We start from the raw sequence: 20139 nt of genomic DNA, 5'->3' as shown, positions 1-20139 counted from the left end.
CGCGAAGTAGGCACGGGCGGCGGATCCACCTTCAAACGACGCATCGCGTCCGCGTTCACATGGAAGCCTGCCACGAGGGACGCAACCCGTACGCGTAGCCGTCGTGAAGGTGGTCGAATCCCGCAGCGCAGGCAGCCAACGCTGGGACCCGCGCCGAACTGTTGATCAACGAAATCATCTACGACGTCGAGGAAGTGCTGAAGCTCTGCCTTGGTGAACACACGGCGCGCCGTGGGTACCGCATCTTCGGTGGAATACCGCGGCGTGTTCGACTCGAAATAAATCGGGGTCGGAAAGTCTCTGATTGGCTCTCGCAGAAGTCAACCCGTCCTGCGGTGGCCACCCTAGCGAGTCAGGCGGTGCTAGCTAGCCCACTAGGGCAGCCACCTTGCTGTGAAAGCGGGTTGGCTAGCCTTTTCCGGTCAGCTTATCCTTGACGGCCTCAACACCCTCTTTGACTTTGTCGGCAGCATCAGCAACCGTTTTCCTAGCAGAGGCGATAGCCTGATCGGCTTGTCCTTCGGCTTTGAGATCGTCGTCATTGGTGACGGACCCTGCGGCTTCCTTAGCGCGGCCCTTCAGGTCATCGAACTTGTGCTGAGCGTCATCGGCGATTCCCATGTGGTCCAACCTTTCTCATAGTTTGTACCCAACTTCGATCAGTTCCGGAGTTGTCAGCGGCACGGGTCGTCGGCGTTGATTCAGTGGCCGCCGACGACCCGTGCCAGTACTGGCGTTTTACCGGTCACTCAGTGTGTAAGTGAGACTTTCGCATCGGCATCGCCGGGTTTGAAAGTGATCGTTCCGTGCTCGAAGGTGGACTTGAACGAGCCGTCGGTCTCGGTCGTCTCATCGGCGGTGGGATAGCCAAGTTTGCCTTGTGAGGCTTGGTTGTCATTCCATGCGTCTCGGATCTTGCCCCACACGAAGTAGACCGGTTCTCCGTTGCGGTAGATCAGCACTCCGCCGTCAAACTGCTGGTAGATCCCGGTACGGTCCAGCGTTTCCTTTTGGTTGTCGTACGGTGCGCCCAGGTCTTTCTTCTGCACATCGCTCAGGGTGTTCCACTTGGCCAGGATCGGCCCCTCCACGGTATATGGAGTGCCGTTTTTGCCCGGAATCTCTGTGGTGCTGGGTTTTTCGGAGGGTGAGGCGGTGATGGAGGAAATCACCGACGAGGCGGCCGAGCTAGCAGAACTGACCGAAGGTGTGTCGCCAGTCTTGTGTGAGCAGCCCACCGCGACTAGAGCGATGATTCCGACTGCCGCGGGCAACGCGGTGGCGTGCAATTTTTTCATGCGCATCTTCTTCTCTCCTTGGCGTGTATCGATCTTCTGCAACAAACACGTACTGCGAACATCCCGATCTTGCCCGGCAAGACACATCCCGGCAATAGCCATCTACGCGGCGAACCAACCTCCGGTATCCGACGATGCTAGCAATTGTTTACGGCATAAACTAGGGTTTGTTGCTATGACGAGTGAGCCTTCACGCCACATAGACCACCGGATGTTTAGCGGAGCGCTGGTGGTGTGCGGAGTGGTAACTCTGTTCGGCGCCGCCGTCACCACCAATCACGGCAACGGCGGCGGTCTTTCCGTGGTGGCGGCGCTTCCCAGCGGTTCCGAGGTGTCTGATCCCGACGACGATTCCTCCGGGGGGTCGGGCGTCACTGGCCCGATTGGAACTTCCGATCGTTCCGATGTGACCGGTCCCATCGGCGGTTCACCCAGAGGTCCCATCGGCGGTTCCGCCGATATGAATGTTCCCCCTAGCGGTGGTCCAGGAGGCGATTCGGCGGGAGGTTCCTCCAATGGCCCCGCTGGTGTGAACGGTGCCGCCGGCGGGGCGCCCAGCGGCCCGGCCGACATGAACGGTCCTGTCGGAGGCGGTCCCGGCACTCAGTGATTTCTTCAGAGTTTTCCCACCCCGGGGACTATTTCGGTAGTTCGGGAGTGCGGATCGAAAACCTAGTCGCGGAGTCCGAAGATCCTGGCAGCGTTCTGTCGCCCGATCCGCTCGCGATCCCTCTCGCCGATCTCGGAGGCATCGAACCACGTGCAGGCTTCTTCCATCGACTCGAACGGATAGTCGGTGGCGAAGAGCACTCGGTCGGCGCCGAGTTCTTCCATGGCGTTGCGCATGGCGATGGTGCGAAAATCTCCGCTGGTGGTGACGTAGAAGTTTCGCCGAAAGCAATCGATGAACGACTGTTCGGTGGCCACGCCCATGGGGTTCTTGCCCTGAGGTGATGCCCAGTGTGAGGTGCGCCAGATATTGGTGGTTACCAACTCGCCGAGATGTCCCAGGATGACGGTCAGGTGGGGGTGTTCATCAAAGAGTCCACTGCCGATGAGCCGAAGTGCGTGGAGGCCCGTTTCCATGGAGAACGCCCAGGCTGGACCCAATAGCCAAGGGTGCCCGTGATAGCCAGATTGTTGACTTGTCGGTGGATTTCGGGGATGAAGGTAGAACGGTACGTGCAGTCGTTCGACCTCAGCCCAGAATGGACGATATTGGGGAAGGTCGTAGTAGGTCGCGTTCTCTGGTTTGTCGATCTGGCTGAATCCGTTGACCAGGGCGCCTTTGAAGCCCAGCTCAGTGACGGCGCGCCGCAATTCCGTGACTGCGGCATCGGGGTCTTGCATGGGCAGCGCCGCAAAGGCCCCGAGCCTATCCGGATATGCCGACACCTGTTCGGCTAGTGCGTCATTGGCCCGGCGGGCGACCTGAATGGCTCGGTTAGTGTCCGTGATTGACTGTACTGCAGGAGAATTCAACGACAGAATGCTGTATGCGATACCGCACGCATCCATTTTGTTGAGACGTTCACTAGCGAGGTCGAGGAGCTGACGTCGACGTTCGGGCCATGCCTCGGCCCCGAAGTACTCCTGCGAATCGTTGACGGTTTCCGCCGTGGCGAAGTGTTCCTCGAGGGCGATCTTGTTTTTCATGGTTCGCCTTTCTTTGGTGAGCATTGGGATTCAGTGTGATTGCGTATCGTTCTCGTTGTTGGAGGCCACGTTTGAGGCGGGAAGTCCCAGCAGACGTTCGGCATTTCCATAAGCGATCTTGCGACGGTCTTTCTCGCTGATCGGCGCGGTATCAAGCCAGGGGCCGGCAACCTCCGGGTCAGCGAATGGGTAGTCCACGGAGAACAGGATGTTGTCGGCGCCAACGCTGAGGATCGCACTGATCAGGGCCTGGTCATTGAAGTTACCGCTAGTTGTGATGTGAATATTGGAATAGAAGTATTCGGACAGCGGTCGCTGCAGGCTGTGGCCAAACGGATTTGCGTTGAAGTAGTGCTGGATACGACCCAGCAGCGCCGGCAATCCCTCGCCGAGGTGTCCAACGATGATCTGGACATCTGGGAACCTGTCCAGGACACCGCTGAATATGATCCGGAGCAGATGGGTGGCGGTTTCGGGAGCAAATGCCCATGTGGCACCGACGATTTCAGGATGGCCGCGTAGCGCGCAAACGTCTCCGGCCATCGGCCGTGGATGAATGTAGAGGGGCACTTTGAGTTCTTGCAGCGTGCTCCACAGCGGTTCGTTGATGTCTTCGTCTAGGTAGATCGCTTTGTCATCGCCTAGGCCGGTGTAGCCGTTAATCATGGCCCCGCGGAAGCCAAGCTGGTTGACCGCGCGTTGTAGCTCCGAGGCTGCCCGCGCCGGGTCAATTGTCGGCAGCTGAGCGAAGGCGCCGAAGCGGTCTGGATAGGCGCTGATCGACTCGGCAAGATAGTCATTGACCTCTGCGGCAAGGGAAACCGCAACGGCGGTATCGGTAATACCTTGAATGCCGGGGGCGTTGTGGGACAGTATCGAGTACCGCACGTTCGCGGTATCCATGGCGGCGATGCGCTCGGGGCCGATTTCCAGGAGCCGATCCCAGACCGGGCGGAACCAGTCGGGCTCTAGCCCCTGGGAGGTGGCGACGTAGGCGGGATCGTCAGACAAGCTCCCGGTGGCGTCGTGGGCGTAGTAGAACGCTTCCTCTAATGCAATCTTGGGCAACATCTGGGTCTCCTGACTGAGATTTCCTGAAAAGAGTCGCGCTGCGCGACATCACTGATCACGCTATTGGCGTATTCGCATGTCAGAAAGGGATGGAGAAGCCAACTGATGTGCATAATCAGACAATGCGCGGTGAAGAATCACCTATACCGAATGCCGCTTATGTCGAACGCGTCGGCACCCCGCCGGGGATCCAGATGCACCCCACTGCTCTTATTGCCGAGCGCTTGGCCAGCCGCGGACTGCGGCAGGGGGCGCCGTCGCGTTTGGGATTTCACCTGCTTCTCGGCGTCCGTGCCGACACACTCGAATGCGCCGTGGACTTCGTCGACTACACCATTTCCATCGGGGAGTGGCTTTGGATCCGGCCCCGGCAGGTACACCAATATCGGTGCGATTTGGCCGGCACGACCGGGACCGCGATTCTCTTCGCGAACGGATTTATCAGCCCCGCGACAGCAGGGCTCGTACGCCTCGATGATCCTCTTCGCCAACCACTTTGGTCCCCGTCGTCTGGTACGAACCGATCGGTCGAGACCTTGGTGGACGCTCTACGCGCCGAGTACGCGGCTGTATCGGGCGAGCGAATCACAGCGCACGTCGCCACCCTTCGCCACATTCTGTCAGCGCTGCTGCTGACAATCAGTGCAACGGGCGCCGTAAGTGACCAACCGTCTAATCGCGTATTCGACGCATTCTGTAAGGCCGTAGAGGCAAGATTCACGCAAACCCGCAAGGTTGCGGACTACGCCGATCTCTTGGGATTCAGCACCCGCACCTTGACGCGCGCCGCGATTGCCGCGACCGGGCACGGCCCGAAAAATTACATCGACGATCGCGTTCTATTGGAGGCCAAACGTCTACTTGCGCACACCGATTCCTCATCAGGTGCGGTAGCCCGTCTTTTAGGCTTTTCGACGCCATCTGATTTCAGCAGGTTCTTTCAGCTACGTACCGGCACGACACCCGCCCAGTTTCGAAGCATCACCTGAACACCGACGCAGCAGCGCTAAGTTGAACTCAGCTAGAGGACGAGCCGCTACGAATCTACGTAAGGTTCCCGACTCGGAACGTTGGCGGCCAATCATTCCGAACAAGGTAGTGATGGTGCCGGTAAAGGACATCCGGCACGAGTCGGTAGGCAAAACGCCGCTGAACTCTTTAAGTGCGTAGCTGAGTTCTCCAACACTAAGCGCTCAAAACCGGGCCCAGCACAACGAGTCTGACGAAGGCGCCGGCAGTGCCCGCACCTGACGGCTTACCGTCAACACACGCAATATGTACGCTGCCGGACGGTACGATCAGCTGCCATAGCGGCGTCCACATGCTGCCGTCTTCCGCCGGCTCCGGTTCCTCGTGTGTATGCGACCGGATCAGCTGTATCGACTGGCCGTCTGGGCTCACTGCGGTGCAGTTCAGACGCCCCCTCTCGGACTGGTCTTCCCCCTGGATCTCCAGCTGCAGGGACGAGGACGTCCTGACCGGAACCCTCAATCCGACTGGAATGCGGACTGAGTTCCCACTATGGCGCCGTTGGACCGCCGTGACGGGAACGGCATCTGAAGCGGTATCCGTGGGCTCGGCGCGATCGCCGATACGTGTGGGACCGACGGCGACCAGCGACAGCATGACGAACATCGTGCTGAGTTTCACTACTCGTTCCTCCTACTTCTGGTGGAGATGCCTGTCCCGCAGTGGAGCCTGTGAGGCAGCCGAGCCCGCGAGGTCGGTGCCTCCAACTTCGCTGAAGGCGATCTCAAACTTTGCAGGACGCGAACGTCAAGCCATAGGTAGATCCATGCTTAATTACGGTCAGAAATGGACATCGCTCGCCTTGCCATTGAGTTTTCGAAGGGATTTAGGTAAATCTCCAGTGATTAGACACACAGTTTGCCTGTGCTTCACGGGATGCGTTGCGTCAATGTCCATTTTCAATCGGTTTTAGGTAGGAAACCACCTGGCAAAAGCCATGTATCGCGACAAATATCGAAGCAGGCAGCCCGCCAGCCCGAGGTGAAACCTCTCTAGGGCTGCTTGCTACAGCCCCGTTGATCAGTGCTTCAGTGAGGAGATTCGATGCCCAGAGTAATGGTGGGAGAATCCGTGAAATTGCAGGAGGGTGGTCGGTTGATCGTCCAGGTCGGAGACTTGAGTGTCGGAGTTTTTCGCACAACTCAGGGTTTGCGTGCTTACGAAAATGTATGTGCGCACCAAGGTGGACCCGCGTGCCAGGGGCGCGTCGTGCCCCGCGTGCGGGAAGTGCTCGATTCAGGCAAGCGAGTTATCGGACAGGACTTCGACTTGAAAGAGATGCATGTCGTGTGCCCTTGGCATGGGGCCGAGTACAAGATCGATACCGGTGAGCACGCCACAATTCCGCGAATTGCTCTGCGCCGCTTCGAGGTAGACGAAAGCGAGGGGCATATCTATGTCAATGTCTGATGTACAAGACGTGACTGCCTTCTCGTCGATCAGTTCAGATCTAGAGAATCTGGTGGGGGAGTTGGAAGCTGGTGCCACCCAAAATATTTCGCGTGCAGACATGTCATCTGCCATCGGGTCGCTGGGGAAAATGCTCGCAGTGCTACATCAACGCGGAGTCGAGTCAGTTGTCACTCCGGAACACCTCAGCGTTACCGACGCCGTAATCATGATCCAGTACCTGATGGAATCGCACAACATCAACAATTTCGATCTCGCAATGTGGGTGTCCCGTGCGCGGGCGAGCGCGGAGGAGTGCTGACATGAAAAATGAACTGACAGTATCGCTTTCGACTGAACCTGAGATCACCACGCGGACCAACACTCTAAAAATACTGGAGAATGCGCAACGAGATCGAGAGCACTACGGTTTGGATGACTATTTCATCGTAGATGTCGATGCCCATCACGTAGAAAGCGATTCTTGGGAAGACATCATTGAGTTCATCCCGAATCCTGTGATACGCGACTATGGCGAACAATTCGTCAAGTACGTTCCGGGCGACACTCGATTTGCTTTGACCAACGAGATGCCGGGGCTAAAGTTTCAGGATGCCGGAGCGCGAATCCCGCATCAGGCGGCGTTGGCAGAGGACGTGCCGCTGTCGGATGTACATCGCGATGTGACTCTTGTCCGCCGCGCCATCGAAGCGATGTCGTTGAACTATCAAATCGTGTTTCCCCAGCCCATGCTCGAGGCGGGACTGCACCCAGTTCCTACTATCGCCGTTCAGATCAACCTGGCTTACAACGAATGGTTCACCCAAACAATTCTGGGGAAAGACCCGAACATTAAGACGATGTTAGGGCTGCCGTTTCACGATCCGGACGCGTGCCTGGAGACGATACGCCGATATCACAACAACCCTGACGTTATAGGGTTCCTCGTCACAAGTCAGCGGCATGTAGCAGTGCACGATAACCGTTACATGCCCGTGTATGCAGAATTGGAACGGCTGGGGATGCCGATAGGGTTCCACGCTGGTCCAACATGGGGTGACACCATGACGTCGACTATGAATCGCTTCCTCAGCGTTCATGCGATGTCGTTCGTCACCTGCAATATGACACACATGACCAACTGGATAATCAACGGAATCCCCGAAAGATTTCCCAAGTTGAAGACAATATGGATTGAGAGTGGACTGGCCTGGCTGCCTTTCATGGCACAAAGGTTGGATCACGAATACATCTTGCGGACCGCCGACGCGCCGTTGCTCACGAAGCTGCCGTCGGAGTATATGCGCGACATGTTTTATACCTCGCAGCCGCTTGAAATGACGGACTTCAAATTGTTGAAGTCAACATTCGAGATGATCGACGCGCCGAACACACTGCTCTACTCATCCGATTGGCCGCACTGGGATTTCGATCTTCCCGCCCAGATCCTGCGTCTCGATTTCCTCACCGAGCAAGAGAAGCGAAACATCCTGGGTGGCAACGCCCAGAGGCTCTTCGGCGCGGACAAGCTTCCCGATAACAGACACCGCTAGCAGGCGCGGTCCGTGAGGTGGTCATCCCGCCGACCTCACGGGCCGCGTTCGCCGTCGGCCAACACAACGTCAGGCAGGAGCACATGCGACTAATCGTCGGCATCACGGGTGCCACGGGTGCTCCGCTGGCGGTGTCTTTGCTTTGCGCATTGCGTGAAATCAACCAGCGGCGCCGCACGGAAAAAGGGGAGCCGGTTGTCGAGACCTATCTCGTGCTGACGCGCTGGGCCCGGACCACAATCCGGCTGGAAACAGCCTATACGGCAACGGATATTGCTGCGCTGGCCGATCACCACTTTGGTCCCGATGACCAGACTGCGCCGATCTCCTCGGGGTCATTCGCGGCCGACGGCATGGTGATCATCCCGTGCAGCATGAAGAGCCTCGCAGGTATTCGCAGCGGCTATGCGGACGGACTGCTAGGCCGTGCCGCCGACGTCACTCTGAAGGAGCGCAGAAGGCTGGTGCTGGTCCCACGTGAGTCGCCTCTGAGCGAGATACATCTCGAAAACATGCTCGCGCTCGCCCGGATGGGCGTTCACATCGTTCCGCCGATGCCGGCGTTCTACAACAAGCCGGAAACCGTGGCGGACATCGTCGATCACACCGTAGCAAGGGTACTGGATCAATTCGGGCTGCCCGCGCCCCGTGCACGTCGTTGGGCAGGGCTGACCAAGACAACCGATGAGGTGAATAACATTGAACGGTAATGCATTCGATGATCTACGCAGCTTCCTTGCTGAACTGGAGTCACACGGTCAGCTCCTGAGGATCACCGAGCAGGTATTGCCCGAACCGGATGTCGCGGCGGCCGCGAATGCTGCCTGTCGTCTAGGCGACACCGCTCCGGCACTGTTCTTCGACAACATCGCCGGCTTCGTGGATGCGCGTATCGCCATGGGGGTACACGGCTCCTGGCGCAATCATGCGCTCGCACTGGGCTTACCCGTGGATACGGGGGTGAAGGAGCAGATCGCTGAGTTCATCCACCGTTGGGAGACGTTCCCGGTACCGCCTGAACGTCGAGACGGCCCACCGTGGGCGCAGAACACATTGGCAGGAGATGACATTGATCTTTTCAACCTCCTGCCGTTGATACGCCTGAACGATGGCGACGGCGGGTTCTACCTGGATAAGGCTCCGGTCGTCTCGCGCGACCCAGAAGATCCCGGCAACTTCGGCAAGCAGAATGTCGGCATTTATCGGATGCAGGTCAAAGGAAAACGCAAGCTGGGCTTGCAGACCATCGCGATGCACGACATCGGGCTGCAGCTGCATAAGGCCGAAGAGCGCGGCGAGGATCTACCGGTCGCGATCGCCGTGGGCAACGACCCCATCATCACATTGATGGGTGGCACACCCCTGGAGTACGACGAGTCGGAGTACGAAATGGCCGGCGCGTTGCGCCAGGCGCCCTATCCGATCGCGGCGGCACCTCTGACGGGCCTTGATGTTCCCTGGGGGGCGGAGCTTATCTTGGAAGGCGTCATCGAAGGCCGCAAACGCGAGCTCGAAGGTCCTTTCGGGGAGTTCACAGGACACTACTCCGGCGGGCGCAAGATGAATGTAGTTCGTGTCAACCGTGTTTCGTTTCGCAGTAACCCCATCTTCGAATCCCTCTACCTCGGTATGCCGTGGACCGAGGTCGACTATCTCATAGGACCGGCGACGTGCGTACCGCTCTACCAACAGCTCAAGGCGGAATTCCCCGAGGTGGAGGCCGTCAATGCCATGTATTCCCATGGGCTGCTCGCCATCATCTCCACGCATAAGCGCTATGGTGGATTCGCCAAAGCCGTTGGAGTCAGGGCGATGACAACGCCGCATGGCCTTGGATACGTCAAAATAGTCATCGTCGTGGACGAGGATGTCGACCCCTTCAACCTGCCGCAGGTGATGTGGGCGCTGTCCACCAAGGTGAACCCGGCCGGCGATTTGGTGCAGCTTGCGAATATGTCTGTCATGCAACTAGATCCGGGCGCATCCCCGTCAGGAATTAGCGACAAGTTGGTGATCGACGCCACCACGCCCGTTGATCCCGATGTGCGTGGGCATTACGGACAGTCTGTCCATGACTTGCCCGAGACGGCCGATTGGATCGTTCGGCTGACCAAGATGATGGCCACTCGAGGATAGTGCCCGTAGATAACGAAAGGAGTTCTGATGACCATGGATAGCGTGCAAATACCTTGTCCACGTTGCGAAGACGGGACGGCGACAGTGATCGCGGTATCGCCCGTCCCGTTGGTCTGGCAGATCTATCAATGCGCAACTTGCCTGTACTGCTGGCGTTCGACGGAGCCCGCCAGACGCACTGACCGGGCTAGTTACCCCCGTGAATTCCGCCTCACTCGCGCCGGCATTGACGGTGCGCGCGACGTTCCGGCGATCCCGCCGTTGCGGCAACAGCCGTGACCGCACGGCCAGATCAAATGTCTACAGAGTATAGAAAGGTAACCCTGCGATGACCTCACCACAGCAACCGCCGTGGGAACGAAAGATATACGTCGGAGGCTGGGTCGACGGCGCTGGGGACACAGCTGATGTTGCCGAACCTGCCACGGGGGCAAGCCTCGGGAAAATAGGCCTCGCCAGCGGCGCGGACCTGGAACATGCAGTCAGCCTGGCGAAATCAGCCCAGCAGCCATGGGCCGCAGTCGACCCGGAAGGACGCGCGGGTCTGCTGCGACGCGTTGGAGAGGCATTGACCGCCATGAAGGAAGGCGTCGTGGGATGGCTGATACGAGAAGGCGGCGCTACCCATGAAAAGGCGAACTTCGAGACCGACCTAGCCATCCGCGAGTGCTACGCAGCAGCGGCATTGGCCCTGCACCCAACGGGCGAAATGATTAGCACCAACGGTGGTGACATGAGCTATTCAGTGCGGACTCCCGCCGGAATTCTCGGCGTGATCGCCCCATTCAACGCACCTCTACAGCTAGCGATTCACTCGATCGCACCGGCGATAGCGCTGGGTAATGCGGCCATTCTCAAGCCAGATCCGCGTGCCGCGGTGTCGGGCGGAATGATGCTGGCGATGGCGTTCGAAGCGGCAGGAGCACCTCGGGGAATCTTGGCGGTTCTCCCGGGTGGAGCAGAATTAGGTGAAGCGCTGGTTGCCCATTCGGGAATCGATGTGGTCTCGTTCACCGGCTCGACGAAGGCCGGCAGATCGGTGGGTCAAGCGGCCGCACGCCACTTCGCGAAGGCGCACCTGGAGCTGGGAGGGAACTCGGCGCTACTGGTCCTTCCCGGCGTCGATATCGACTGGGCGGCGCATATGGGTGCGCGAGGCTCCTTCTTTCATCAGGGACAGATCTGCATGGCTACGGGACGACACCTGGTGCATCGGGACGTCGTCGACGCGTACGTGGAGCGACTCGCGCAAATAGCGGCAAACCTGCGCATCGGTGATCCCACCGATCCCGAGGTAGAGATCGGGCCGATCATCGATGCGCACCAGCGCGATCGTATCCATGCGCTGGTCCTCGAAAGCCTGGAGCAGGGAGCCACGCTGGTAACCGGCGGCACCTATGACGAACTCTTCTATCGCCCCACAGTCCTGACCAATGTGGGCCCACAGACATCCGCGTACGCCAACGAGATATTCGGACCTGTCGCGGTGGTGCGTTCCTTTGCCTCCGACGAAGAGGCAGTAGCAATGGCGTGCGACTCCGAGTATGGGCTGACGTTGGGCATCCTCACCCCGGACATCACCAGGGCGCTTGACATCGCAGAACGAATTCCGACCGGGGCAGTGCATATCAACAACCAGACCATTGCGGACTCACCGCTAGCCCCAATGGGGGGAGTCCAAGCTTCGGGTGTGGGCTCACATTTCGGTGGCACCGCCAATCTCGATGCATTCACCGAAACACGCTGGGTGACAGTTCAACCAGCACAACGTCGATCAGTCTATTGACCGTCTTGACCGGGAGCGGCTACGCATCAGTCCGGTGTCAGCAACCCACCCTCGCATTTTACATAGCTATATTAGAATGTATGCATGTGTTATGACCAGAACCTCGCCAACGAGGACGGTTCAGCGTCGGGACGCTCGGCGCTCAGCTACAAGGTGCGCGACGAGCTAGGGCCCGAGCATTCGATCAAGGTCCACCGCACGCAGGAGCTCGCCGCCCCGCCGGAACCGCACCACCTGACGGCGCACCGTCTTCTGCTTGTCAGAAAGGGCAGCGCAACCATAGGCATCGACTCTGAACGATATGACTGCCCCGCGGGGACCCTCCTCTACACCCGGCCCGGCCAGGTGCAGCACATACCCGTCACGCCGGAGGGTGATGTCGAGTGGGCTGACGCGATCCAAATCTGTTTCACCGGCTCAAGTCCTACGAGGTTCGCCATCCGTGTGCCGAGCGTGATCGACGACGCCTTCGGTACACGGAAATGGCAGCTCGGAGGCGGCATGCTCACCGCATGCGACCAGTCTTTCGCCGAGATTGCGGACGAGTACGACAAGTCGGCCGGCGATGCCACGGGCGTCACGTGCGAGTTGGTCCGGATGCTGCTGGCGGGGCTGCTTCTACGGATCACCCGTATGGCGACAGAGAAGCAAACCGATGTCGTGGTGCTGTGCTCGCAGACCTATCACTTGTTTGGCTCTATTGCCATGAATGTGGGTCGGGTGGGGTGTGCTATGTCTCGCGTGGCGGAGTGGTCTGGGCGCACGGGTAGCTCATAGGTTCGAAAGCTCCTACACCTCGTACCAAGGAGCTTGCCCGTGCGCGCGACCACTTTACTCAACCGTGTCCTCGACCTGCCGAAGACCACGGTCCGCGACGTCGAGTGCGGCGACAAGGTGACGGTGTGGGTGCGCCCGCAACAGCGGGTGATGTCCTGTCCGCATTGCGATTTCCGTACCCGGCACCGCTACGACACACGGATGGTGGATTCGGCGTGGCGGCACCTGGACCTCAGTGGGCGGGTATGTGTGCTCAAACTGCGGCGACGTCGGTTGCGCTGCCCCGAGCACGGTGTCCTGGCCGAGTCAGTGCCGTTCGCGCGGCCGGGATCGGGGTTCACCCGCGACTTCGAGGACCTTGCGGTCTGGCTGGCCGCCAAGTGTGACAAGAAGACGGTGTCGACGTTCTGCCGCGTCACGTGGCGCACCGTCGGGGCGATGTGTTCGCGCGTCGTGGCCGAGAAACTGGACCCCGACCGGCTGGCCGGGCTGGTCGACATCGGCGTCGATGAGATCTCCTGGCGCAAGCACCACAAGTATTTGACTTTGGTGTCCGACCACGACACCGGCACAATCGTGTGGGGTGCGCCGGGCAAGAAGGCAGCCACTCTCGACGCGTTCTTCACCGCGGCCCTACCCGCCGATGGCGCGAAGAAGATCGAGGCCGTGTCGATGGACCTCGGGCCGGCATTCGCGAAATCCGTTCGCGCACATGCCCCGCAGGCGGTGATCTGCTTCGATCCGTTCCATGTCGTCAAACTAGCCACCGACGCCCTCGACGACGTTCGCCGTCAGGTATGGCAGTCCGCGCGCAAACTGTCGGACAAGCAGATCGCCAAAACCTACAAGGGAGCCCGCTGGGCGCTGCTGAAGAACCCCGAATCCCTCACCGACACACAGAAAGCCACCCTCGCCCAGCTCAAACGCGAGGGCGGCGCACTGGTCCGCGCCTACGAACTGAAGGAATCGCTGCGGGCGGTGTTCGCCGGGGATCTTGACGCCGACACCGTCACCGACATGCTCGGGAAATGGTGCTCATGGGCGCAGCGGTGCCGGATCCCGCAGTTCGTCAAGGTCGGCCGAACCATCAACAAACACCTCGATGGCATCCAAGCCGCGGTGGAGCGCGGACTGGCCAACGGCCGCCACGAAGGGCTCAACAACAAGGTCCGGTTGATCATCCGCAGGGCCTACGGCTTCCACAACGCCGAGAACGCGCTCGCCATGATCATGCTCGTCTGCGGACCGGTGACCCTCGAACTCCCATACCACACATGAGGTCATCCACATTCATGGCAATAGAGCCACTTGTTTCGCCGGGAACTCGAAGAATCGTTCACGCGACTTCATACGACGAATGAATACGCCAACGTATTGGGCTATTCCGCGCGCACTCTAAATCGCGCCTGCATCAAAGATAGCGGCCACACAGCGAAGGAACTCATAGATACCCGCATAGCCCTGGAGGCTAAGCGGCTGCTCACCTACACGAACCTTCCTGTATCGACTATTGCACGAAAGCTGGGATTCAGTGAGGCGACAAATTTTAGTAAGCATTTCCATCGAATGACCGAGTGCCAGCCTGGCGCGTTTCGGCGTGCCCATCAGGGGCTGTGGTGAACCACCCAGGCCCGAGGAATGTGTATCGATGGTCCATTCCTGACCATAACTAGACTCAAAAGTATCGGTTTCCAAGCATTTCGAGGTGCCGCATCGAAGTACTCTGCAACAGAGTCCTTTTGCGACAGGGCGCACATACATAGATCTGTGTGCTTGTCGCATTGAAAACACCAGACGGAATGGTGGTTGATAAATTGAGTACGCATTTTCCAGACGGGTGTTCGCGCAGTTATGAGTGACTACCGCACCACGATGTGGGAGGTGGTTGCTGCCGTGAACCAACTCGATCGATTACTGATCTGGGCATCCGAGGTTGTCACCCCGGTTCTTACGGAGGCAGACCCCTCGTGCGTGGTCCAAGTCTTCTATTCGTCCGACAACAGAGTCGCGATAGTCGCGACGGGAAGTTCCTCGCCCCCTGTTGTGCCGGATCCACCGTCGTGGCTGTGTTATCGAAAGCCGCATCAGTGGCTGTTTGAACGCCTGGATCGATTCGACGCCTCCGGTGATCAAAAACAGCAGCACCCTGACGTTGGGCGAGGGCACCCAAGGCGATTGCCATGATTCATGGCCTGGCGGGTTTTCAATCGGGTTGCCGGTGCCAACAGTGTTGGACGGCAGAATGTGGTCGCATGCGACGCATCGGTAAGGCCGAACGTTCTCGGTGGCGCGAGATCAATCGAATGGCAGATGAGAGCTGGTCAAGCTACTGCGTCGACGAGCTGGAGGAGCGCGGCGCGCCGAACCGTACCTGGAGCGCCGACGAAACTTCATTGGCAAACAACCGATCAGTTCCCGTACGGCGTGTTGCCGCAGTCCTTGGCCGCTCCATCGCAGCTGTCTCGACGGTGCGCTACAGACCAGCGCCGTCCCTGCCAGAAAACTCCAAACCAAGTGGCTGACTGATGATGCGCCCATGCACCCAGTTGACCTGGGGCGGTGGAGAAAATGGGGACACATTCCAGGAACCGCTCGACGAGTTCATGGCGGCCGCAGACGCGCTCTACTTCGCGACGCGACGCCGGCAGGAAGCACGCGGGTAAGGCCCGCTCTCAGCTTGAGCTGCTGACGCCACTACTCGATCGGGAGTTGATGTCCGTGAGCAAGCTTGTCGGTTGTGCACAACTCGATCTAACGCTTCTGTCTTCTGTGGCAAAGTATTTTCGGCTACAGAACCTCATGTCGGTCAGCCAGGAATCTTTTGGCTGAATCGGCGGCGGTCCATAGAGAGGCCCCGAGCATGATCGCGTCCTTAATTACAAGGCGTCCTGGTGCGGCCAAGAACGGAAATCCGTGGGTGCTTGATCCAAGGTCCGGAACCCACACTTCCGGTGTCGTTACGAGGAAGGAGAGTGTAACAAGACTCATCCCTGCCAGTAGCAGTCCACCGATCATTCCGGCGGCAGGGTAGGCGAAGCCTAGAGCGATCATGATTCCGATGGTCACGATGCATGCCCCGATAATCATGGAGGTGGTGTACGTCCCATTTTGTAAGTGCCAACTCATGTTGTCCCCGTTGACCGCACCTTCGGGAGTCCGGTGCAGTGGGTAGCCGCTAGGAGTTTTCAACATCCAGCTAAGAAATGGGCTGTTAGCGACGAACGGCACGATGCCCTCGGCCTCGTAGCTAGTGACTTTCAGGCCACCAATCCACAGGGTCACAATGACAAGTCCCAGCCGGGTAAGGAAGGTGGCGAGGCGGTCTAGTCGAACTGTCTGTCGCGCGATTGTGTTTATGAGATCCGTCATGATGATCCGACTCCTGTTGCACTGTCCATGGGTTTACTGGGCGCTTGGTTTGGCAGACGCCCCGTGGCTACGTCGCCACACCCAAAATGCCTTGGCATAGGTGAGTTATCAACGCATAATTGACTCACTATCATGCTTAATCGGCTCAATTTTGGCGGATGAGATCGGTATGGATTGGCTAAGTAAGCTCTTGCGGCAATCTCAGCCCGGTGCGCGTATCGACACGCGGTGTCAGCTGCCCGCGGGCGCGCGCCGCTTCCACGACGCGGTGTCCGGATCTACTGCCCCGTTTCATCTAGTTGTCGAGGGGCAGTGCGACATCGTTCTAAATGAGCGCATATTGGCGATGCGAGCTGGAGACTTCCTGCTACTGCCGCGCGGGCAAGAACATGAGATACGGATCAGTGGTAACGCAAACGCGGGACAACCGAGAGAGTCGGTGTCTGTGCACTACGGCCAGGCCCTTGCGCATGTTGTAGTAGGCAGCGCTGTTCCCACAATTGACTTATTCTGCGGCCACTACTCGTTCGAGACTGGGGCTGGACATGTGTTCCTGGCCGGCATTCCGAACCCCCTGCAAGTCAACGTTGCGGAGGCATCGCCGAGTGGCTTTCGTGATCTGGTGTCGCTGCTGCGGCTCGCGGCAGACAACGACAAACTGGGCGCGTCCGTGATGCTCGATTCCTTAGCGCAAGTGCTTCTTGTGCTTGCCTTGCAAGTTGATTCGACCGACCACGTCCCGAGCATTCTCAAAGCAACAGATACTGCAGTGAGAGCCGCAATAGCGGCAGTTGTCGCTCAACCGGGCGAGAAATGGACAGTCGACCGTATCGCAGAAGTCTGCTGCGTTTCCCGGTCCACGTTGGTAAGACGATTTCGCAGCGACACAGGAGCTACAGTCGCTGATTTCGTAACATGGGTACGCGTTATGTATGCCGCCGATCTTCTGCGTAAACCCGGTTACTCCGTAGCCAATGTCAGTGACACTGTGGGGTATTCGTCTGCATCTGCCTTCAGCAAGGCGTTTCAATCAGCCATCGGCATATCCCCAGGGCGATACGCTCGACAGGCGCGTGACTGACATTGCAGGTTCAGGCTGGCCTCAACAAGCGTCACCCGTTGAGTACGAATCCGAGCCGCCGCTGCTTGTCAGTTGACACGATGAGCAGTGATGTCGCGCAGCCGATACGGCTCGAACAGAAGGCTCATGGGGCGAAGGCTCCTCGCGTCCGATTCAGCTCTTGATGGGCGAGCATCTCTGCATTAGAAGCCCTAGGTAGATGCGTGAGGTAGCAAACATTCATGCCAAGCATGTGCCTATGGCATTGGTAGTCAACATGTTCCGTTCGGTTAGGTTGAAAGCCGCTCCCGTATTTCTTGAAGCTTCTGGGCCAGTTCCTCTTCGCTGAAGACTTCCCTCGTGATCAACGAATGAGCCAGGGAGACAAGCTGGTTCTCCGGATAGGGGAGTTCTGAGTACTTCTCTTGATTCAGTGCGTCTTCCTCGTGCCGGCGTTCAACGAAGCTAGGAATCTGGCCCGGGTTTCTACACGCTGACTCGTCTAGGGCATCGCACATACCGTCAAGGCTTGTCTTCCATGGCGGCAGAGGGTTTTCCACCCCCCACTTATCGGTGAGAGATTTCCAATAGTGAGCAGTCTGTTGAGTGATTATTTCAAGAACTCCTATTGACTCATCGCAGAGCTCAAACCCCTCTGTTTTAACTGGTGGGTCATCATTAGCGTGCACCTCGCCGCGCCTCCTTCACTCTTGCCGCAGTAGTGTTGGCGGTCACGCCAGGTTTGGGAAGCGCTACTCCGATCATGCAATCCCTCGTGATGATCTCGGCCAGCTGATCCTCGGACCATCCTTCAGTGCCAGCCGGTCTCACGGGCAACACCATGAATCGGTGCTTTTGGTTTGAGTCCTCCACGCGGACTTCAACATCTTCGGGCAGAAATGTACCGAATTCGGTTAGCACCGCACGAGGGTTCCGCACGATACGGCGTCGATAGTTCGGAGTTCGGTACCATTCTGGCGAGTTGCCAAGAATTGGCCGAGGGTAACAAGAACAGAGAGTGCAAACAACTACATGGTGCAGGTTTGGGGTGTCGCGGAGAATATGCAGTGCAGTGAAGTCGCTGGGGGTGCCAAAACCTGTCGGGTGTAGCCAATCGACGCCGACTTCCTTGCATGCACTCAGAGGGTCGTTGACCGCCTGATCCGCAAATTCCGGGTCAAGCCAGCATTTTGCAACCAAATGAGAGGCAGGTAGCGGCCCAATTTTCTCTGAGAACTCAGTAAAGGCTCGATGATCTTCGGCGGTAAAAATGCCCTTTTCGAGACAAAGCTCCCGCATAGCAACTTCGAGGACTTCAAAATCGGAAACCTCTTCAACCATCGGCGCGGGTGGATTATGCCCATGGTCGTGGTCATGTTCTGTGTCGTGGGGTGACATAACTAGCTCCTGATCTGCAGTCTGTCTATGAATTAATTTTAAGCTGGCATTAGCCAGCGTTCAGGCAACTCCGTTTGTAGAGTGTCGAATTCTGCGCCAGAATACTCCGGCCACAGGTCGACCATTTTGAATCGCACAATGTAGAACCATTCAGGCCTAGGTGAATTGATAGCCTCGTAGTCAAATCCCTCGTCCTCTGCTGCGGGTGATTCATAGGCCACGGTGGCGATCTCTCCGGTAACACCCCGAAGGTATTCCTGAGTTCTCGTATAAAAAAGTGCTTGCCATTCGCGCACAACCACGCGATCGCCGACGTTGAACGAGGCGGCTTCGGCCTGGCCTGTGTATATCTGTGGATCGCCTACCCCCACAGCGTGAATATGATGTCTGTTGCGGGGAATGTCATCTCCACTGAGTATCTCGCGGGGGCGTGGTTCTAGTAACTCTCCAGGCTTCAGGTTCGCGACGCGTTTCTTGACTGTATTGAATTTGGCAGTTATCTCCGTCAGCGTCATAATATGTTTGTCAATCAGGACACGTGGTACGCTCATTAGCCATCGGCCATAATAAGGAAACCCGAGGTACATGGCGCGGCCTATGTCGACATTATGTAGCCTACGGCGCTCTTCTGAAACCCAAATCCCCCTCAGCCCGAGTAGTTCGCACATGATGTAAGTATTGTGTTCCCAGTTTTCATCCTTCTTTTCGATCCACTCAATTGGTGCATCGAGCTCACCGCCGACGTCGTGCTGTGTTTTTAGGTAGGCTTCGATCCGGTTGTTGGGTAGCCCGTAGGGCGCCTCCGGTATATCTTCGAACGAAGACCGCAGTCGTCTGACCAGGGCGATTCGATTTGCGCGTTCACGGCTGGTGGACATGGTTGTACTCCTTTCGTTGCGATAAGTAGCTGTATGCATTGTTGTGCGGTATTTGGTGCGCTAACTTGCTGCGGCCCAGCCAATGTGGCGCAAGTCCGCAGAACATCGATACAGTCGGCGCCCTTCTAATATGCAGTGCGGCAGGCACCGCTTGACTGACTTAGGTCCAGTCTTCATCGAGATCCCGCCATCGAGTGGATAGGCTCAATCATTACTATTGAACTTGGCCCGTGCGAGGTAGCTTTCTGTCAGTCACTGATTAAAACCGGACAGGGAGAGTCATCACCGATGTTGCCGGTCATCGATAGGGCTAATGCGCTAACCGCCTCATCCAACGAACAGTGGGTACTCGATCAGTCGAGTTGTCGATGTACATGTTTCAATTAAGCAATCTCCCTTCCGTGAAAGATGTTGTGGGGTAGGGGATTTCGATATCATTATCGTCACGGTGACGAAATATTGAGGAGAAGGGGGAGTGTTGCTGATGGGGGAGCATTCAGCGGTAACTGTTTATGCGATTGCGCAGCCTCGGTTTACCGCCCGTACCAAGCGCGATTCCTTGAAGTGTTCAGAAAGTTCGATGGAACGTTGTTGACGGCAGATGGGTCGGCGCGGAGTATTGAAGCGATTCGATCCTAAAAAGGTCGTGCGGATGCCGTTTCCTGGCGAGACGCCATTTCACACCTAGGCAGATTCGGATGAACATCAGCGCGCCGGCGCCGTTGCATTGCTTGTCGAC

21 protein-coding genes are annotated in these 20139 nt (G+C 58.0%); 13 read left to right on the top strand and 8 right to left on the bottom strand.

The annotated features are described in order from the left end of the window. Window positions 1–408: 408 nt before the first annotated feature. A complete protein-coding gene (locus ABG82_RS13815; protein ID WP_043080526.1) occupies window positions 409–621 on the bottom strand; it encodes a CsbD family protein in 213 nt (70 codons plus the stop codon). Between the two features lie 128 nt (window positions 622–749). Beyond that, the gene (locus tag ABG82_RS28725) at window positions 750–1400 is read right to left on the bottom strand and encodes an LGFP repeat-containing protein (RefSeq protein WP_234708122.1); all 651 of its coding nucleotides are present in this window, start codon (window positions 1398–1400) and stop codon (window positions 750–752) included. Between the two features lie 73 nt (window positions 1401–1473). On the opposite strand from ABG82_RS28725, the gene ABG82_RS13805 reads away from it, so the two are divergent. Next, complete coding sequence (locus ABG82_RS13805; protein ID WP_131676364.1) at window positions 1474–1908, top strand: hypothetical protein; 435 nt, start codon at window positions 1474–1476, stop codon at window positions 1906–1908. Window positions 1909–1970: 62 nt separating this feature from the next. Here ABG82_RS13805 and ABG82_RS13800 read toward each other — a convergent pair whose 3' ends face one another. Both ABG82_RS13800 and ABG82_RS13795 read right to left on the bottom strand, forming a co-directional pair. Continuing rightward, entirely contained in the window at window positions 1971–2954 is a 984-nt protein-coding gene (locus ABG82_RS13800; RefSeq protein ID WP_043080528.1) for an amidohydrolase family protein, read from the bottom strand. A gap of 30 nt (window positions 2955–2984) precedes the next feature. Then, complete coding sequence (locus tag ABG82_RS13795) at window positions 2985–4025, bottom strand: amidohydrolase family protein (protein WP_043080529.1); 1041 nt, start codon at window positions 4023–4025, stop codon at window positions 2985–2987. Window positions 4026–4147: 122 nt separating this feature from the next. Here ABG82_RS13795 and ABG82_RS13790 point away from each other — a divergent pair, with 122 nt between their 5' ends. The 11 genes from ABG82_RS13790 to ABG82_RS29325 all read left to right on the top strand — a co-directional run bounded on the left by ABG82_RS13790 (window position 4148) and on the right by ABG82_RS29325 (window position 14315). Next, a complete protein-coding gene (locus ABG82_RS13790) occupies window positions 4148–5014 on the top strand; it encodes a helix-turn-helix transcriptional regulator (protein WP_043080537.1) in 867 nt (288 codons plus the stop codon). Between the two features lie 1084 nt (window positions 5015–6098). Further along, window positions 6099–6464 carry a Rieske (2Fe-2S) protein gene (locus ABG82_RS13780; RefSeq protein WP_043080531.1) on the top strand — a complete coding sequence of 122 codons (366 nt, stop codon included), beginning with the start codon at window positions 6099–6101 and terminating at the stop codon, window positions 6462–6464. Between the two features lie 10 nt (window positions 6465–6474). Continuing rightward, complete coding sequence (locus tag ABG82_RS13775; protein ID WP_131676366.1) at window positions 6475–6765, top strand: hypothetical protein; 291 nt, start codon at window positions 6475–6477, stop codon at window positions 6763–6765. 1 nt (window position 6766) lies between these two features. Then, window positions 6767–7996, top strand: coding sequence for an amidohydrolase family protein (locus ABG82_RS13770; protein WP_043080538.1), 1230 nt, complete (start codon window positions 6767–6769; stop codon window positions 7994–7996). Between the two features lie 83 nt (window positions 7997–8079). Beyond that, window positions 8080–8706 (top strand): UbiX family flavin prenyltransferase, encoded by a 627-nt coding sequence (locus ABG82_RS13765; RefSeq protein ID WP_043080539.1) that lies wholly within the window; start codon window positions 8080–8082, stop codon window positions 8704–8706. Continuing rightward, window positions 8696–10132, top strand: coding sequence for a non-oxidative hydroxyarylic acid decarboxylases subunit C (locus tag ABG82_RS13760; RefSeq protein WP_043080533.1), 1437 nt, complete (start codon window positions 8696–8698; stop codon window positions 10130–10132). Before ABG82_RS13765 ends, ABG82_RS13760 begins: the two co-directional genes overlap by 11 nt. Before the next feature lie 27 nt (window positions 10133–10159). Further along, window positions 10160–10411, top strand: a complete 252-nt coding sequence (locus ABG82_RS29160; RefSeq protein WP_322788740.1) for a non-oxidative hydroxyarylic acid decarboxylases subunit D — start codon at window positions 10160–10162, stop codon at window positions 10409–10411. Between the two features lie 49 nt (window positions 10412–10460). Beyond that, the gene (locus ABG82_RS13755) at window positions 10461–11918 is read left to right on the top strand and encodes an aldehyde dehydrogenase family protein (protein WP_043080534.1); all 1458 of its coding nucleotides are present in this window, start codon (window positions 10461–10463) and stop codon (window positions 11916–11918) included. Window positions 11919–12002: 84 nt separating this feature from the next. After that, window positions 12003–12695 carry a hypothetical protein gene (locus tag ABG82_RS13750; RefSeq protein ID WP_062826689.1) on the top strand — a complete coding sequence of 231 codons (693 nt, stop codon included), beginning with the start codon at window positions 12003–12005 and terminating at the stop codon, window positions 12693–12695. 39 nt (window positions 12696–12734) lie between these two features. Continuing rightward, the gene (locus ABG82_RS13745) at window positions 12735–13973 is read left to right on the top strand and encodes an ISL3 family transposase (RefSeq protein ID WP_043080596.1); all 1239 of its coding nucleotides are present in this window, start codon (window positions 12735–12737) and stop codon (window positions 13971–13973) included. Window positions 13974–14003: 30 nt separating this feature from the next. Continuing rightward, window positions 14004–14315 (top strand): helix-turn-helix domain-containing protein, encoded by a 312-nt coding sequence (locus ABG82_RS29325; RefSeq protein ID WP_078343863.1) that lies wholly within the window; start codon window positions 14004–14006, stop codon window positions 14313–14315. Window positions 14316–15482: 1167 nt separating this feature from the next. Here ABG82_RS29325 and ABG82_RS13740 read toward each other — a convergent pair. Continuing rightward, window positions 15483–16064 carry a DUF417 family protein gene (locus ABG82_RS13740; protein WP_078343862.1) on the bottom strand — a complete coding sequence of 194 codons (582 nt, stop codon included), beginning with the start codon at window positions 16062–16064 and terminating at the stop codon, window positions 15483–15485. A gap of 169 nt (window positions 16065–16233) precedes the next feature. On the opposite strand from ABG82_RS13740, the gene ABG82_RS13735 reads away from it, so the two are divergent. Next, window positions 16234–17145, top strand: coding sequence for an AraC family transcriptional regulator (locus ABG82_RS13735; RefSeq protein ID WP_054173220.1), 912 nt, complete (start codon window positions 16234–16236; stop codon window positions 17143–17145). A 269-nt stretch (window positions 17146–17414) separates the two neighbouring features. On the opposite strand, the gene ABG82_RS13730 is transcribed toward ABG82_RS13735, so the two are convergent. From ABG82_RS13730 to ABG82_RS13720, 3 genes are read right to left on the bottom strand one after another with little or no spacing between them, the layout of a single operon-like run. Further along, on the bottom strand, window positions 17415–17753 hold the full coding sequence (locus ABG82_RS13730; RefSeq protein WP_043079670.1) for a hypothetical protein: 339 nt from the start codon (window positions 17751–17753) through the stop codon (window positions 17415–17417). A 49-nt stretch (window positions 17754–17802) separates the two neighbouring features. After that, window positions 17803–18522: a thiocyanate hydrolase subunit gamma gene (gene scnC, locus ABG82_RS13725; RefSeq protein WP_043079657.1), complete on the bottom strand. Its 720-nt coding sequence runs from the start codon at window positions 18520–18522 to the stop codon at window positions 17803–17805. 38 nt (window positions 18523–18560) lie between these two features. After that, window positions 18561–19400, bottom strand: a complete 840-nt coding sequence (locus ABG82_RS13720) for an SH3-like domain-containing protein (protein ID WP_043079656.1) — start codon at window positions 19398–19400, stop codon at window positions 18561–18563. Window positions 19401–20139 lie beyond the last annotated feature (739 nt).

The organism is Mycobacteroides immunogenum (assembly GCF_001605725.1).
Classification (GTDB): domain Bacteria; phylum Actinomycetota; class Actinomycetes; order Mycobacteriales; family Mycobacteriaceae; genus Mycobacterium; species Mycobacterium immunogenum.
This window is presented reverse-complemented; position numbering and strand designations above follow the sequence as displayed.